Origin of the sequence: Ensifer sp. ENS07, assembly GCF_014852185.1 — a bacterium.
Classification (GTDB): Bacteria; Pseudomonadota; Alphaproteobacteria; order Rhizobiales; family Rhizobiaceae; genus Ensifer; species Ensifer adhaerens.
The window spans coordinates 72,054-88,545 of sequence record NZ_JACVBE010000014.1; the positions used below are offsets into that span (position 1 = coordinate 72,054).

General features: G+C 65.3%; 13 protein-coding genes. All 13 read left to right on the forward strand.

What is annotated here, in order from left to right; translation table 11 throughout:
* Nucleotides 1-39: 39 nt before the first annotated feature.
* The 13 genes from IB277_RS30220 to IB277_RS30280 all read left to right on the forward strand — a co-directional run bounded on the left by IB277_RS30220 (nt 40) and on the right by IB277_RS30280 (nt 16,492).
* Nucleotides 40-720: a hypothetical protein gene (locus tag IB277_RS30220; RefSeq protein ID WP_143556366.1), complete on the forward strand. Its 681-nt coding sequence runs from the start codon at nt 40-42 to the stop codon at nt 718-720.
* Between the two features lie 847 nt (nt 721-1,567).
* Complete coding sequence (locus IB277_RS30225; protein WP_060582078.1) at nt 1,568-2,833, forward strand: DUF4255 domain-containing protein; 1,266 nt, start codon at nt 1,568-1,570, stop codon at nt 2,831-2,833.
* Nucleotides 2,830-4,710 (forward strand): ATP-binding protein, encoded by a 1,881-nt coding sequence (locus tag IB277_RS39005; RefSeq protein ID WP_192372403.1) that lies wholly within the window; start codon nt 2,830-2,832, stop codon nt 4,708-4,710. The genes IB277_RS30225 and IB277_RS39005 overlap by 4 nt, the downstream gene beginning before the upstream one ends.
* Entirely contained in the window at nt 4,707-4,976 is a 270-nt protein-coding gene (locus IB277_RS30235) for a hypothetical protein (RefSeq protein WP_060582076.1), read from the forward strand. Before IB277_RS39005 ends, IB277_RS30235 begins: the two co-directional genes overlap by 4 nt.
* Nucleotides 4,976-6,655 (forward strand): DUF4157 domain-containing protein, encoded by a 1,680-nt coding sequence (locus IB277_RS30240; protein WP_192372405.1) that lies wholly within the window; start codon nt 4,976-4,978, stop codon nt 6,653-6,655. The genes IB277_RS30235 and IB277_RS30240 overlap by 1 nt, the downstream gene beginning before the upstream one ends.
* 70 nt (nt 6,656-6,725) lie before the next feature.
* Entirely contained in the window at nt 6,726-10,601 is a 3,876-nt protein-coding gene (locus IB277_RS30245; RefSeq protein ID WP_192372407.1) for a DUF4157 domain-containing protein, read from the forward strand.
* A 61-nt stretch (nt 10,602-10,662) separates the two neighbouring features.
* Nucleotides 10,663-11,310, forward strand: a complete 648-nt coding sequence (locus tag IB277_RS30250; RefSeq protein WP_060519084.1) for a hypothetical protein — start codon at nt 10,663-10,665, stop codon at nt 11,308-11,310.
* A gap of 9 nt (nt 11,311-11,319) precedes the next feature.
* On the forward strand, nt 11,320-11,628 hold the full coding sequence (locus IB277_RS30255) for a LysM domain-containing protein (protein WP_113080087.1): 309 nt from the start codon (nt 11,320-11,322) through the stop codon (nt 11,626-11,628).
* On the forward strand, nt 11,625-12,797 hold the full coding sequence (locus IB277_RS30260; protein ID WP_090427537.1) for a hypothetical protein: 1,173 nt from the start codon (nt 11,625-11,627) through the stop codon (nt 12,795-12,797). The genes IB277_RS30255 and IB277_RS30260 overlap by 4 nt, the downstream gene beginning before the upstream one ends.
* Nucleotides 12,794-13,306: a phage baseplate assembly protein V gene (locus IB277_RS30265; protein WP_090300666.1), complete on the forward strand. Its 513-nt coding sequence runs from the start codon at nt 12,794-12,796 to the stop codon at nt 13,304-13,306. The genes IB277_RS30260 and IB277_RS30265 overlap by 4 nt, the downstream gene beginning before the upstream one ends.
* Complete coding sequence (locus IB277_RS30270) at nt 13,303-13,635, forward strand: hypothetical protein (protein WP_060519092.1); 333 nt, start codon at nt 13,303-13,305, stop codon at nt 13,633-13,635. Before IB277_RS30265 ends, IB277_RS30270 begins: the two co-directional genes overlap by 4 nt.
* Complete coding sequence (locus tag IB277_RS30275) at nt 13,632-13,991, forward strand: GPW/gp25 family protein (protein ID WP_060519094.1); 360 nt, start codon at nt 13,632-13,634, stop codon at nt 13,989-13,991. The genes IB277_RS30270 and IB277_RS30275 overlap by 4 nt, the downstream gene beginning before the upstream one ends.
* On the forward strand, nt 13,988-16,492 hold the full coding sequence (locus IB277_RS30280; RefSeq protein ID WP_192372409.1) for a putative baseplate assembly protein: 2,505 nt from the start codon (nt 13,988-13,990) through the stop codon (nt 16,490-16,492). The genes IB277_RS30275 and IB277_RS30280 overlap by 4 nt, the downstream gene beginning before the upstream one ends.

Sequence of the window (16,492 nt, forward strand, 5' to 3'; positions counted from 1 at the left end):
ATGCCCCTGGGAGCTCCCTCACGGCTGGACGCCTCCGCGGTGATTGAGCTGGCCGACCGCGCGAGCGTGCTGTCGCCGGCTCAATGGTCGGTCGCGCTGCTGCAACGGGCCTATCCCGAGGCCGCGTGCGGGACCCTCTTGGCCCTGCCTATGGGGGCGCGCGACCGTTTGGTTCTGGCGATCCGGGCACGACTGAGGTCGGGCCCGCTCCGGGCGGAACCGGTTTGCGAAGCGTGCGGTAAGATCTACGAGCTCACGCTCGAACCCGCCAGCCTCGGGCTGGCGGGGGAGGCGCTTTGGCCAGAACCTGGTTTTCACAAGGTGATGATCGCTGGCTGCGAGGCGGTCGTGCGCCCGGTGACCGTCGGCGACATTCTTGAGATCGAGACCATCGCCGAACCTGAAACGGCTGCGCGGATGCTGGCGGCACGGGTCCAGGAAACGGCAATGGATCTGCCGCTCGATGGCCTTGCCGAGGCTCTGGAGGCGATCGATCCGGGCGCCGATGTGTGGCTGGAGACCGGCTGCCCGGAGTGCGGCGCCAGGCAATCCGTGGCTTTCGATTCGGTGCATTTCGTCGCTCATGAGCTGCAACAGATTTCGCGGCAGATCCTGCATGACGTCGTGCACATCGCTCGGGTCTTCCACTGGTCCGAGGCCGAGATCCTCGCTTTGCCGGAGCATCGGCGGGCCTTTTATGTGGCCGAGGCACTGGCATGAGCGCGTTCCTGAGCAACCTTGCCGCGCGCGCGCGCGGCACGCTGCCCCGGCTGGCGCCGCGCCGGCCCGGCCCCTTCGAAACGCTGGGTGAAAGGTCCGAACCCTCCGACAGCGATAGGCCGGTGCCTTCCATGTCTTCCGAGGCTCCGTCGCGCACCCCGCGCACCAGAGAGGCCGCCCCTCCGGCGGCCGCCCCCGTCGCGGGTCCGACCATATCCGCAGCAGCTACGACGGTCCTGAGGTCGACACACGCTGCAGCGCCGGTCACGCCAGCCACGTCGGCACCGGCTGCACCGTCGCGTCGCATGATGCCATTGGCGCCCGCCGCAGGCGTTGCTCCGGCTGCTCTTGCTTCGAGGCCGGCGGTCACGCCACCGGTGGCAACGTCGTCGCAAGCCGTTTTGGCCGCTGAAACCCCTCCGGTCGCGCACGCCCCCGTTTCGCCGCCCATCGCGCCGTCCGCCCCGGCGCCGGTGATCGCTAACGGCACACTTGCAGACGCTCTTGGGGACATGTCCGGCGAAACGGCCCGGGCGGATCCCGAACCGGCGGCGTCCCCTGTCGCTGCCGATGGTCGGCCGGTATCGCGATCATCGATTGTCCCGGTCCCGAGGGCCGCCCCGCCATTGCTTGCGCGCGAGGATACCGCGCCGAATTGGGCAGCGCAGGTCCCGCGAGGCAGGAACGCTGACCGAGCTGTGGAGCCGCAACAGCCGCCCCAGGTCGAGATCCGCATCGGCTCCATCGAGGTGGTGATGGATCCGCCGCGAGGCGGACAACCAGCCCCGGCAAGGGCGGAGGCTCGGGGGATCAGCCTGGATGACTTTCTCGACGGGAGAGGTGGGCGATGAGCAACCCGCTGGCCATATCCACCGTCAGCGCAGCCTTTCTCCGGCGCATCCTGTCGGCGGCCAACGCCGCGGTGCCAAATGCCAAGGTGCGGTTGGGGGCGCCCACGGCCAAGCTTGCCGAGGATGCAGCGCCGCTCGTCAATCTTCATCTCTACCGGGTCGAGCCCAATGCCGCCCATGCCAATGACCATCTGCCGACGCGTGGTGCCACCGGCCAGATGCGCGGCCCCAGCAAGCTGGCGCTGAACCTGCACTATGTAATGAGCTTCTACGGCAATCACGACGCGTTCGAGCCCGATCTGATGCTGGGCGAGGTGATGCTGGCTCTGGAGCATGAGCCGCTGCTGAGCAAGACCACGATCCACAACGCCATCGAAGACAACGACGAGCTGGAAGATAGCGATCTGGAGGCGGCGTTGGCGCGGCTGCGCGTGACGCGCCAACTGATGACGATCGATGATTTCTCGAAGATCTGGTCAATCTTCTATCAGGTCCCCTATGTGCTGTCGCTCTCCTACGAGGTTAGCCATGTGGTGATCGAGACGTCCGCCACGCCACCGGTTCCTACCCCGGTGGCGCATCCCGGGCTTTGGGTCTCGCCGGTTTCAACGCTCCGGCTCGACGCAGCGGGCAGGGCGCCCGGCAGTATCATCCCGCCGGTCTGGGGCGGTATCCTCCACGTGGCGGGCAGGGGCCTGGCCAAGCCGGGGCTCGAGCTGGAAGTCGATGGTGGCGGTCTTGCCATGAGCGGGGTTCGGCAGTCGGAGGCGGCGCTTGCAGTGACGCTCGATGCCCCCACCTTCGGCGGCGTCGAGTTGGCCGTCGGCGTCCACAAACTGCAGGCGATTGCACCCAGGACCAGCGCTGACCAGCCGGATCACGTGCGCGCCCGCTCCAACGCATTGGCCTTTGCACTCAGCCCGGCGATCGTCGTCGGTACGATCACCGCGCCGGCGGGTGGAACGACGGCGACAGGTACGGTCGATATCGGCTTCACCCCTTCGATCCGGTCGGATCAGGCGGTCCGGTTGCTTCTCGATGTCCGCAACCCGGCAGCGCCGGCGCAGGTGATCCTGGCCGGGCGTATCCCTGTGGAGGGTGGAGCGAACGCCGCCTCGCTCACCTTTTCCTTTGTCAGCTTGCCGCGCGGCGACTATCTGGTGAGGGCCGATGTCGACGGGCTCCTCAGCCCGGTCACGCTCGACAGCACCGCGGGCAGCTCCACCTATGGCCAGATCATCGGCCCGGAGCTTTCGCTGTGAGCCGCGCCGAACATATCGCGTCCCTGGCCGACGCCTTCCCGGTCGTGCGCGCCTGGCTCGAACACGGCCCGGTCGCCGAAACCAAACCGCCGCGCACCGCTGCCTGCGAGCTGGCCGATATCTTCCGACTGGATGCGTTCGGTCGCAACATCCTGCTCTTGTGCGCCTATGTCGCCTTGGAACCGGACGGGCGTGACATCGTCGCCCGGTTGCTTGACGATCCTTTGACCTCTGCCCCCACGCTGTCGCTGGCACTGACGCGTCTGCCGGGCGCACACTGGAAGGGACTGTCGGCCGAGGCGCCACTGCGCCGGGCAGGGCTGGTCCGGATCGAGGGCAGCGGCTCGCTGGTCGATGCGCGCCTGCGCCTTGCGGACACGGTGCTGCTGCGCCTTGTCGGTGCGCCCTCGCTGGACGCCGGGGCCTCCGCCCTGCTGCGCCGCATTCCGCGACCGTTGTCATTGGCACCCAACCGCGCCACGCTCGCCCGGGAAATCGGTTCCCGCCTGTCTCTGCCGGACACACCGGTGCTGCACCTGACCGGCGGCGATCCCGAGGGCAAGCTTTGCGCTTTTGCCGAAGCCTCAGCCGGGATCAACGCCATCACCTATGCGCTGAACTCGCAGCTTCTGCCCCAGACAGCCGTCGAACTGGTGGACTTCGCCGCTGGGCTCACCCGGGATATGATGCTGTGTGCCGGGCGGTTGGTGCTGATGCATGACGACATGGGCGAGACACGGACCGCCCAGCTCTTTGCCGAAACCTATGGCGGGCCGCTGGCCATCGCCTCGGTCGAGCCGATGCGGGTCGGCCACCGGTTGGCGCTCCGCCTGGAGATGCCGCGCCTGAAGGCGTCCGAGCAGCTTGCCGTGTGGCACAGCGTTCTTAGCGATGATGATACCGATCTTATCCCGGCCCTGCCGCGCCTTGCCGCGACCTTCTGCGTGGCTCCGGAAGCTGCGCATGCCGTCGCCGCAGAAATGTCGCTGGAGCGCAATCGCGATCCGAAACATCTGGCGACCTGCGCCTGGGAGGCCTGCCGCCGCGCCGCGCGGCCCCGAATGGACGACCTGGCGCATCGCGTGGCCTCGCCCGCGACGTGGGACGACCTGATCCTGCCGCCGCGACAGAAGGATGTGCTTGCAAGCATCATTGCCCAGGTGCGCAACCGCACGCAGGTCTACGACGAGTGGGGCTTCGGCGTGCGGCTCCAGCACAAAGGGCTCGGGGTCTCGGCGCTATTTTCAGGCCCGTCGGGCGCGGGCAAGTCGATGGCCGGCGAAGTCATCGGCAATGCGCTCGACCTCGATGTTTACCGCGTCGACCTTTCCGCGATGGTGTCGAAATGGGTCGGCGAAACCGAGAAGAACTTGCGCCGGGTCTTCGATGCGGCCGAGGATGGCGGCGTGATCCTGCAATTCGACGAGGCCGATGCGCTCTTCGGCCGCCGCTCCGAGGTCAAGGACAGCCATGACCGGCACGCCAATATCGAGGTGAGCTACCTGCTCCAGCGGCTCGAGGCCTATCGCGGGCTCTGCATCCTGACCACCAATATGCGCGATAATATCGACGACGCCTTCCTGCGTCGCCTGCGCTTCATCGTCGATTTCCGCTTTCCCAATCTGGCCGAACGCCGGGCGATCTGGATGCGGATCTTTCCTGACGAACAACCTTGCGAGCAACTGGACTACGACAAGCTGGCACAGCTCAACCTGGCCGGTGGATCGATCCGCAACATCGCGCTGGGCGCGGCCTTCCTTGCGGCCGACCGCGGTTGCGCAGTGTCGATGGCCGAGATCCTGCAGGCGGCGCAACTCGAATATGACAAGGTTGGCCGGCCGATGACCGACGCTGAACGCGCGGGGTGGCTGCAATGACTGCCGGGCCACGGATCGTTCTCAATATCGACCGGCTTCGCGTTCATGGCGTGCACGCAGGCGACGCGGCCGCATTGGCCGAGGGGCTGAGGACGGCGCTTGCCGCGCAGCTTGCCGCCAATGGCGGCGCGCTGACCGGGCAGGGCGGCGCCGATCATGTGCGTTTGAGCCTGCCACCGGCTGCAGGCCACGGGCCTAACGCGCTCGGACGCCTTGCCGGTCAGCGGATCGCCGGGGCGCTCACCCGTCCAAAAGGAGGTGGCTGATGTCCCTGCGCGCTGCTCTGCGTGCCCGACGTTCGATGCCCCGTGCCGCACGCAACCGCGGCAGCTCGGCCGTGTGCGAACCTAAGATGCGGCTGCCCGGATCGCTCAGCGCGGTGCCTGGCGTGCTTCAGCGCAAGCCGGTGATCGGTCCGGCAAATGACGCCTATGAGCACGAGGCCGATCAGGTCGCAGGTACCGTCGCAATGGGCAGCGCTGCACGGGCTGTCACGCCCATGACGGCCGCTTCGGTGCAGCGGGAAGGCGGCGGGCATGGGGGCAACACTCGGGGCAACACTTTGGGCGGGCCATCCGGCGCTGCCACGGCGGCCAAAGCGGTTTCTGCGGGCGGGCGCATGCTCAGTGCCGCTGAAGCCGGCTTCTTCGTACCGCGTTTCCGGCAGGACCTTTCGCATGTGCGCGTCCATGAGGGGCCGCAGGTTGATCAGGCCGCGGCCTTGATCGGGGCGCGCGCCTATACGCTGGGAAACGATATTGCGCTGGCCAAGGGCGAGTACACCCCCGGAACCGCCGAGGGCCGCCGCCTGATGGCGCACGAGTTGACGCATACCCTGCAACAGACCGCCGGCGAGAAAACCATCCGCCGCGCGCCGGACGGCGAACGCAAGGCCACCGACTTCAAGAAAGTCACGATGGTCTTCAACGGTGAGGAACTGATCGTTTACGGCGACGGCGAGGAAATCATGCGCTACGACGGCGATTCCGGTCGTCCGATCAAGATTACTGAAGAGGATGCCAAGGCCTGCGGCGCCGATGTCGATGTGGACACCTATCTGAACGACAAGCGTTTCACCGGCATCAAGGACAAGGGGCCGATCCCGGAGGGCACCTATCGTTTTTCGCCACCGGGTATCAGCCAATTTTCAACCGGGGAGCAGCTGGACCTTTTGGTCGGCGGCATCGTCGGCAAGAAAAACGTCACGGTCCAGGGGCAGAGCATTCATGCCGGCGACTGGGGGGCGGGACGGGTGCACCTCAATCCTGTCGCGGTCAGGGAGGGGCCGTGTGGCAATGCCGGAAGGCGAAGCGCGTTCTTCCTGCACGGCGGGCTACTGCGCGGCAGCTCAGGCTGCATCGATATCCAAACCAGCTTCGACGAACTGGCTGCCTTTCTCGACGGCTACAAAAATCCGGTCACGCTCAAGGTCGAGTATACCGATCCGGCGACCAGGGTCGGGTTCTGGACTGGGCTCGGCGGCGCGCTTGCCTATCAGGGCTTCCAATTCACCAGTCAGGGAACCGGCTTGTTAGGCGCCGAGGTGGCGGGCGACAGGACAAGTTTCGTCGCCTCGCTGCAATACAATGCGCTGCTGGACTGGGCCGGCGGTGCCCTGACCGCCGGCGTTCATGTCGATGTGCCGGTCGACGATCGGGACGCCTTTATCCGCGCCGGATTGCGCGGCGGTGCGGAGTATCGTGTCTACCGGTCCCTCTACGGGCGGATCTTCGGAGGCGGTTACTATGATGCCGCGCGCGGCGATCTTCCGGCCGGGTTCGGCCTCCAGGCCGGCGGCGGCCTCGGCTATGATTTCGGACCGGTGCAAATGGAGGTGCTCTACAATTTCCTGGCGCCTCTGGGCGACGAGGATGCCGCCACTTCAGGCCGACCGGAGCGCCAAAGGGCGCACCAGGTCCTCACAGGGATCGGCTTCGAATGGTAGGGCGGGGCGACATAGCGCGACCTGCGCCGGCGATCACCTGCAGCACCAGGCCAGCTGCCGGGGGGCTGCCATGTCCGTGAGCGTCGCCCAAGCCGCCAAGCCCCCCGCCTTTGCCGTCGCGACGCCGACGAAACACAAGGCCGAGCCGTTGCCGGATCAAGACCAGGTGCCTCGGCGCCTGCTTTCTTCGCTGTCCTCGGTTCCTTCGGTTCAGCGCGTCTGCGCTGAATGCGCCCGAGAGGATGACGAGCACACCATGCCAGTCATGCCGCGGCTTGAAGTGGGCCCGGTGGACGACCCGTTCGAGCGCGAAGCGGATGACATAGCCGGACGTGTGATGGCGACCCGCGAGCCAAATTCCGTTCAACGTGCCGGGCTCGACGCAGAAACGCCGGACGCCATGCCCCGTCGCATCAGGCGGAAATGCTCGGCCTGCGGAGGTGACGAAACGCCGGTGATGCCGAGACTGGAGGTGGGACCGGTTGACCATCCGCACGAGGCCGAAGCGGATTCAATCGCAGCGACCGTCATGACCCAGCGCCCCGGCACCGGTCTTCAGCGCCGGAGCGAAGACGACGAGCCGGAAGTGATGGCACGCAGATCGGTCGTTCAACGCAAATGCGCCGCTTGCAGCGCTGCTGAGGAAGAGATGCCGGTCATGCCGCGTCGGGCCGTAGCGACGGTGCAGCGCATACCCTCGCCGCTGCTTGAGCGCGAGATGTTGCATGACTTGACTGACATGCCGCGGATGCGGGCCGACGGCCCTGCGGGTACCGAACACATTGCCGCCTCGGCCGGTCAGCTGGAATCCGGCGGCAGCGCCCTCTCGCCGCAAACCCGAGACTTTTTCGAAAGCCGCATGGGGCGCGACCTCTCTGGCGTGCGCATCCATCGCGGCAGCGCCTCGGATGCGCTGAATGACAGCATCTCGTCGCTCGCCTTTACCTACCGCAATCATGTCTGGCTGGGGCGAAACGAAGCGGAAGCGCCGTCCTTCACTATGGCGCACGAATTGGCGCATGTGCTGCAACAGACCCAGCCGGATGAAGTGCAGCCGAAAGTGCGCCGCGTCCCGTCCGAGATCATCAGCGAAACGCTCTACTTCGGCGAGGATCCCCAAAAGACACCCACCCATGACCTCGTCGTTGCCGACGCGGTCAAGAAGAATGCAAAACTCATGGGTGAGGTGGCGGTGCCCAACGCGCAGCGCGACAAGGGCTCTGTGGACGACGGGTTTGGCTATGCCGACCTGGTCATCTCAGATCCCAACAAGCTCTGGGGACTGCGATTTGCACCGTACACTGGCATTGGCAGCAGCACCGGGACGGGGACCGGAACTGGCGCTGGCGGGCCGACCGCACTGCCGTGGTACGTCGTGTCGGACGGCGGTAAGAACGTCGTACCCAAGAGCCTGGGTTACGACACAAGAAAGTCGCTTCACATCGGCGGCGCCGCGCTGAGACCGGGCGGAGGCTACGAGAAATACAGCACGGAATCGAGCCCTCGCTGGGCGACCACCGACTTCATTCGATCCGCACTCGATGCGCCCTCGAGCTACGAGATTGGCGACGTAAAATTCGCCGGTGACAGGGATCGCATGAGCGACGCGGAAAAACAGGTTGGCGACTACGCCACCGGTTTCAACGAAGCCGCCCGGCGCTACAACAAGACGGTGGAACAGAGCGAGGCCGTCAAGAATGGCACCGCGCCAGCCGGAACCCTGACCGGGTCGTCGCGAAGCAATTCGCTCGCCAGGACCAACTTCAGCGCCGCCAAGATGGCGAGCTCCGCCAGCAGCGGCGATTTCATCCCTCTGGAAAGTGCATTGAAGCTGCGCCTCAACAAGTACAGCAAGACGATCCTTGGTCGTGACAAGTACGAGAACGTTACAGGGTTCACCTATACGGGGAAGTCCTATTACCGGCAGAAAAGCGGCGCCAAGTTCCTGTGGGAGTATGTGTTCTGGCCCGATGAAATCAAGGAACAGGACACCAGCACATCACGGTCCAACCGGCGCGCCAAGCTGACCGAGGCGAGCCAGACCCTGTACGATCAAATGGTCTCTTCGCCGACGGGCAAGAAGGTGATGCCGCTGCGCCATGCCGATGCCCGCGTTCAACCCAAGAAACCAAAAAAGCCGCTGCCGCCACAGGAGGATCCGTTCCAGGCGCAGTACAACACCTGGAAGGAAAAGCAGAGAACCTTCACCAGGACCTTTGCCGACTACACCAACATCAAGACCGGGACCGGTAAGGCGGACATCGCCAAGCTGGCCTTCGACACAGCGATCCAGAACACCGTCAAGCTGCTGGGTGGCACCGGTCCCGACGGTTCGCGACCGGTGCAGGACACAGCCGCGCTGACCAAGGCGCAAACCGAATTCAACCGTGCCGAGCTCATGGAAGGGCGGTCGGGGCGGATGCTCGGGGCAATGCGCAAGACCTTTGGTGCGACCTTCGTCAAGGCGCTCAACATCTACCACCGGCTGAAGACCAAGTTCGAAAACTTCCTGGCGGGCGCGAAGAAGCGCACGAGTGGCGGCAAGATCGGCAAGGCGATCATGAAGGTCGGCGGCGTGATCTTCGGCGCGATCATCAAGGTCATGCTGCCGCAGGTTGGCGCCTATCTGGTCGACTGCGTCGAGGAAGGGTTCAAATCGCTGCTGAAGTCGATGATCGGCTCCGATTTCAGCAAATACACCGACTCGATCGAAGGCGAATTCGTCAAGAAGTATGAGGAAATCGCGGCTCAGATCGAAGCCAAGGTCGAAGAGGCGGCCGAGGCGATCAAGACCCGTTTCGGCAGCATCTATGAAGCCGTGATGGACACCTGGGAAGCTGCCAAGACCCTCATCAGCATCGCCCGGCATGTGTTCAACGTCGCCCGCATCGCCTCCTGCGCCGCCGGCGGGCTCGAAACGGTGGGAATTTCCTGCGTCGTTGCCGGTGTCGACTACATCCTTTCGCTCTTCGACATCTCGCCCAGCGAGTATCTGCTGTCGCACATGCTGGGCTCCTGTGTCGCACAGGACCTGATCAAGGAGTTCATCCTCGGCCGGGCGATCATCCAGAACCTGCCGAAGGAAATCGCCGAGACGATCCGCAGCCATGTCAAGGACATCCTGCCGCCCGAGGTGAAGCCGCTGCTTTGCGATCATATCGGCGATGCGCCCGATCTGCCTGACGCGGCCGAGGTCCCGTGCGAGGACATCGACAATCCGGGTAGCGGACGGGGCGGCAGCGACCTCTCGAAACCGCCGCCGGGCTTCCCGCCGGGCATGAACGAGCGCCGAGCGACCCAGAAGGAAATCCGCGAACATGGTCGCCTGGGCACTGGAATCGTTGACAACGCAGGCAAGGTCGACCGCAGCAAACTGCCGGAAGAATTCCGCAAGCTGCTCGAGCCGGAAGCGCCGCCGCCTCGGGGCACTCCGGAGGTCTGGGATCCACCGGACAAGAGCAGCCCGCCGACCGCCAAAAGCAGCCCACCGGCGGACAAGCAAACCGTACCCGACGCGGCAAAAGACAAGCCCGCGGGACAGCCCCCCGAGCAGAAGCCCGCAGGCGGCGCGGCCGGCGGCAGCGGCGGCCAACCCGGATCCGGCGGGCAATCGACCCAGTCGGTACGCCGTGGACAAATCGCCGATCCGAGCGGGACGGTAACGAGCTATCACACCATCCTGCCAGGGCCTTCCGGTGGTTTCGCGCAAGGGCGGGGCGACGCCAAGACCTTGTTCGACGTCTACCTCTACGTCCAGACGTCGGACTTGAAGACCTTCGGACCGCTACCCATCCGGATCAAGGTCATCGAGGTGGGGCGTGACAAGTCCGGCGACTGGATCAAGTACCTCCCGGACGGCCCCTATGTGCTGAAGAACGATACCGAAATCGAGATCAATCCCACCGGCAGCGACGGGTTCTGGGCAAAGCTGAGTGCTGACAGATGAGACCGTTTCCAAAGAATGACTTCACTGGTTCCACGTCCGGCGTCTCAGATCGGAGCCTGCTATGACGGGTCTAACCATCTCCCCACAAGTCCAGAAAGGCGCTCTTGTCGGGCTTGATCTTTTCAACCCGCTCTCTTCGGTGGCGATCTTCCAGTACAACCCCGACCAGATCACCCGGTCGATCGCGCCGAACTACAGCCAGGCAGGCAACGGGCGGGCGGAACCGTTGCGGCTGGCGGGGCCTCCCACGGAGACGATCAGCGCCAACCTCAAGATGGACCTGATCGACCAGATGGAAGAGGGCGAGAACGGACCTCTGGGCGGCGGCATTTCGGGCTATCTCGCAGCGCTCGAGATGATGGTCTATCCGAAAACCATCGCCGTTGCGATCAACCAGGCGCTGATGCTGGCAGGAACCATGGAGGTGGTGCCGCCGGCCGCACCGCTGACGCTTTTCATCTACGGCTGGAAGCGGGTGGTGCCTGTCAAGATCGAAAGTCTGTCGATCACCGAGACCGCGCACGACCCGGCTTTAAACCCGATCCGCGCCGATGTCGCGGTCTCGATGAAAGTGCTGACCTACAACGATCTGTCCATGACCAACCCGGGCTACTGGGCCTTCCTGACCCACCAGGTGATCAAGGAGACGCTCGCCACCGTCGCAAGCGTCAACAACATCGCCGATGTGGCGGGCAACCTGGATTTCTGAGAGGGCGTGATGATCACAGCAACGAGCCGATACGCCATCGCCACCGAAACCGAATTCACCCGGCCGGACGGCAGCAAAGTGCGCCACATCGTGCCGCCGATCCTGCCGCACCCCGAGGATCACACCGTGGCGCGCCAGCACCGCGTCAGCGACAGCGACCGCGCGGATATCATCGCCGCACAGACCTATGGCCAGGCGACCGCCTGGTGGATGATCGCCAATGCCAATTCCGCCGCGCATCCCGACCAGTTGACCGCGGTGCCCGGCGCTCCACTGGTCATTCCGATGCCCGATGCGAGGGGAGGCAGGACCACGTGAGCGCCTTCGGCAACATCCTCGGCATTCGCGTCACGCTGCTTCTGGGCAGGGAGGCCGTCGTGCTGCCCGCACCGCTCGAGGCGATGGAGGCGATCGAAGAGATCGAGGTGCGCCAGGCGATGAAAAAGGACTCAGGCTTCAAGATCACGCTGCTGGCCGGGCGAGAGGGACCGCTTGGCGCATTTGGCCCTCCGTTCGTCAATGATCCCCGGTTCCAGCGCGGAGCGCGGGTGGTGGTCGTTGTCTGGAACGGGGTGGTGCCGACGCCGATCTTCGACGGGGTGGTGACCAAGACCCAGTACATACCCGGCGAAGGGTCGAATGAAGGCAAGTACCTGATGTTGGGCCGCGACCTGACCTTTGTCATGGACCGCGAAGAGAAACGAGCCCAGCACCCGGCTCAGGACGAAACCGTGATCATGAATGCCATGGCGCTGAAATATGCCACCTACGGCGTGATCCCGGTGATTATGCCGCCGCCGGTGATCGATCCGCCGATCCCGGTCGACCGCACGCCGCAGCAGACCTGCACGGACCTCGGCTATGCCAAGAAGATGGCCAGGCGCCACGGCTACAAGGTGTTCATCGATCCCGGCCCGGCGCCGGGGATCAGCCAGCTCTACTTCGGCCCGGTGCCGCGCCCCGGCCTGCCGCAAAAGCCGATCTCGGTCAATCTGGGGCCAATGTCGGATGCCTACGACGTCACGGTCAACCACGATGGCGAGACCCTGACGGCTGCGCGCGCCAAGGTGCATGACCGCTCCACAGGGCAGGTGGTTTCGCTGGAGATCCCGACCTCCACCAACACGCCGATGTCGGCCCTGTCGGAGGCGCTGACGCAGATGGGCAATACCAAGACGAAGGAGATAGTGACCTCGGGCCTCAACACCGCGCAGGTGCTTGCGCGTCTGATGGCTGAGGTGAACGAACCGGCCGAAAGGGTACTGGAGGTGACCGGCACCATCGACAACACGCGCTACAACGCGGTGCTCAAACCCTACTACGCGGTCGATATCCGCGGCCTGGGGATGATCTACAACGGAACCTATACGGTGGCCGAAGTCAGGCACGTGCTCAAACCCGGTGCCTATACCCAGTCGTTCGCACTTCAGCGCGACGGGCTCTATCCGATCCTGCCGGCCGTCGCACCGGAGGTATCGCCGATATGAGCTGCGAGGACGAAAAATTCTTCGGCAAATACCGCGGCAAGGTTGAGCTCAACATCGACCCCTTGGGCCTTGGCCGGGTGCAGGTCAGCGTGGCTGATGTCATGGGGGATGGCACGCTCGCCTGGGCCATGCCCTGCCTGCCGGGCGCCGGACCGGGCGTTGGCATCTTCGCCATCCCGCCCTCGGGCGCCAATGTCTGGGTCGAGTTCGAGCGCGGCGACCCGGACTATCCAATCTGGTCTGGCGGGTTCTGGGACGCCGGAGACACGCCGGCGGCGATGGGACCGACGCAGGCGCTGACGCGGATCTGGGCGGGCGACAACTTCAAACTGGAGGTGCTCGACGCGCCGGGCATGGGGGAACTCACGCTCAGCATGACCACGGCCATGGGGGATGCCGTGCTGAAGGCGGGGGCGGACGCCATGGAACTGAGCTTTTCCGGATCGACGGTCAAGCTTGGTCCCGATGGGGTCACGATCAACAACGGAAATCTGAAGGTGTTGCCATGACCACGCCGATCGTCACGCAGGGAACCGTCGCCACCTGCCCGCATTCCATCCCGATCACGATCGCGGCGACGGGTGTGAAGCTTTTGATCGACGGCACGCCGGCAGCCCTTCTCGGCGACAAGGGCACGATCGCAGGTTGCCCGTTCACGACGCCCGAACCCAAGCCGCAGCCCTGTCTCATTGCTGAGTTCACCAAGGCGGCCAGCAAGGTGCAGTCGGCCGGCAAGCCGGTGTTGTTGGTCAATCCCGGCGACCTTTGCAAATCCGGCCAGATCCCCAACGGTCCGGTGGTCTGGTCTTCGCCGCAAACCAAGGTTGTCGCGATATGACCTGGTTTTCCTTCCCCTACCGGATCTCAGCCGCCGGAACCACGGCCGAGGCCGACCGCGACCAGCAGATCCGCGACATGATCGAGCAGGTGCTGTTCACGCGCCGCGGTGAGCGGCTCAACCGGCCTGAATTCGGTGCCGGCCTGCACGAGATGGTGTTTTCGGAGAACACGCCGGAGATCGCAGCCGCCGTCCAGCACATGGTCCAGGGGGCGCTTCAGCAATGGCTGGTCGAGGTGATCGAACTGCGTGGTGTGCGGGTTGAGGCCGTGGACAGCCAGTTGCGGGTCACGGTCGTCTACAGCCGCCTCGGCGACGACGAGATTCGCCGCGCCGTGGTGGAGGGCGCGATATGACGAAGTGCAGGTGTCATTGCGGCACGTCGCTGCGCCGGCAGAGGGTTCTGGACAGCAACGCCGACATGGGCGGCGGGCTTGAGATCAACGGCATCGACTTCGTCGAGGTGTTGGACAGCGGCGCACCGGCTGGCATGGCGCAGAAACTGCTCGACGTAGCTTTCCTCAAACCCGATGGCGTCGCCGCCCTGAACGAGGACAACTTCGCCGTGACAGGCGGAACGCGGGTCAAGGGCATCAAGGTGCTATCGCTGGCGCTGCAGCCGGACGGGTTGACCCAGCGGCTGACCCTGGACCAGGCCGGGGATTTCTCGCCTTATGTGCTGTCGCTGCGGCAAGGGGCGGTGAACGCTGCACCGCCCGCCAATATGGATCGCCAGTTGGCGAGCGTGTGCTTCTCCTTCAAAGTCGAATGCCGCTCGGATTTCGATTGCGCCGACCCTGCACTTTCGGTTCCGGCGCGTCGTCAGGGGCCGCCGACAGATTACCTGACCCGCGATTTCACCGGCTTTCGCACGATGATGCTGGACCGCATGTCTGCCACCATGGCCGACTGGACCGAGCGCAATCCGGCGGATCTGGGCGTGACCCTTGTTGAGGTGCTGGCGGATGCTGCCGACAAGGTGAGCTGGTTTCAGGACGCCATAGGCACCGAAGCGTTCTTCGAGCGCACGCGCTTTCGGCAGTCACTCGTGCGCCACGCCCGGCTACTCGGCTATCGTCCGGGCGAGGGTTGCAATGCGCGCACAGCCGTCGCCGTGACGGCGGATGTCGACCGGGATGGCGCACCTGACGTGATTGCGCGCGGCACCCGGTTCCTGACCCGCCCAGAGGACCGGGGGCAGCAGCGGCCGACGGTGATCACACCAGAGGCGGAGCTTTTCGAAGACATGGTCCGACGTGGGTCAGTGGTGTTCGAGGCACTGGAACCGCTGAAGTCGCTGCGCGTGGCGCGCAACGATGCGGGCTTCCACGATTGGGGCGACGAGGGCTGCTGCCTCACCAAGGGCGCAACCTCCGCTTTCCTGACGAAGGCTCCCGGCGATCTTGACCTTGTGGCAGGCGATCTTCTTTTGTTGGAGGAGCGCATTCCTTTTGGCGGTAGCACCGAGGATCCGCCGGATCCGACGCACCGCCAGGTCGTGCGTCTGTCGGAAGGCCCCAAGCCTGCAAGTGATCCGATCTTCGGTCTCGCCTTGACTGAGGTGCGCTGGTTCGCCGAAGACGCGTTGAGGTTCGCTCTGCCGATCGGTACCCTCGATGGCAAGCCGATGTCGGTGGCGCGTGGCAATGTTCTATTGGTCGACGAAGGCCGTACCGTCGATCACGGCGACCCCGCGCACGAAGACGAGATCCTCTTGGAAACCCTCTCCACCGACGGCCTGCTGCCAGATGACGGGCCTGGCCAGGTGCTGCGCTACCGGCTGGCCGCCGGAGAGGTGGTGCGCGCGCCGCCTTTCGATCCGGAGAGTGCACGCACCGCCTCGGCGGCTGCGTCGCTTTCGCCGGTGGCCGAACCGGTCGCACAGGTCGCGCTCGTCGGCGACGGTGAGATATGGACGACGGTGCCGGACCTTCTGGCGTCGGAGCGTTTCGCGCCGCATGTGGCGGTCGAGCCAGGCACCGTGCCAGGGGCGGCCTATGTGCGCTTCGGCGACGGGGTACTGGGACGCCGCCCAACCGATGGAGCCGCGTTTGTCGCGCGCATCCGTCACGGCGGCGGTTTGCGCGGCAACATCGGGGCCGGCGCGATCGCCCATGTGGTGACCGGCGACGGCAACGGCATCTTCGCGCTGAGCAACCCTGTCCCGGCAACCGGCGGCATCGTGCCGGAACCACGCACGGCAGTGCATGTTGCCGCGCCACAGGCGTTTCGCGTCTCGCGTCGTGCGGTCACGGCGGCCGACTACGCCGTGGTTGCCGCCCGCCACCCGAGCGTCGAACGAGCCTTCGGGCGCCGCCGCTGGACCGGCAGCTGGCACACGGTCACGCTGGCGCTCGACCTCGTCGGAGGCGGCGAGGTGGACGCTGCAGTCGAGGCCGAGTTGCGCGCGTTCATCGAAGATCATCGGTTGGCGGGCCACGATCTGGAATTTGTCTCGCCGGTCTTCGTACCGCTCGACATCATCCTCTTTGTCTGTGCCGCGCCCGACGCCTATGCGTCGGACATCAACCGCGATCTCCTGGCGCTCTTTTCCGATCGCGATCTGCCGGATGGAACCCGCGGGCTCTTTCATCCGGATGTCCTGGAGTTCGGAGCGGACGTGGCGTTGTCGCCGATGATCGCCCGCGCGATGCGGATCGACGGCGTGTCCTGGATCGGCACCACCGACGAAAGCAACGCGCCGGTGGGCCGTTTTGCCCGGATGGATCAGCCCGGTGTGGACTATGCCGCCGAGGCGATCCTGCCGATCGCCAGCGCCGAGATTGCCCGGCTCGACAACGATCCCAGCCGTCCCGAGAACGGCCGGGTCCGCTTCATCGTGGAAGGGGGGCGCTGA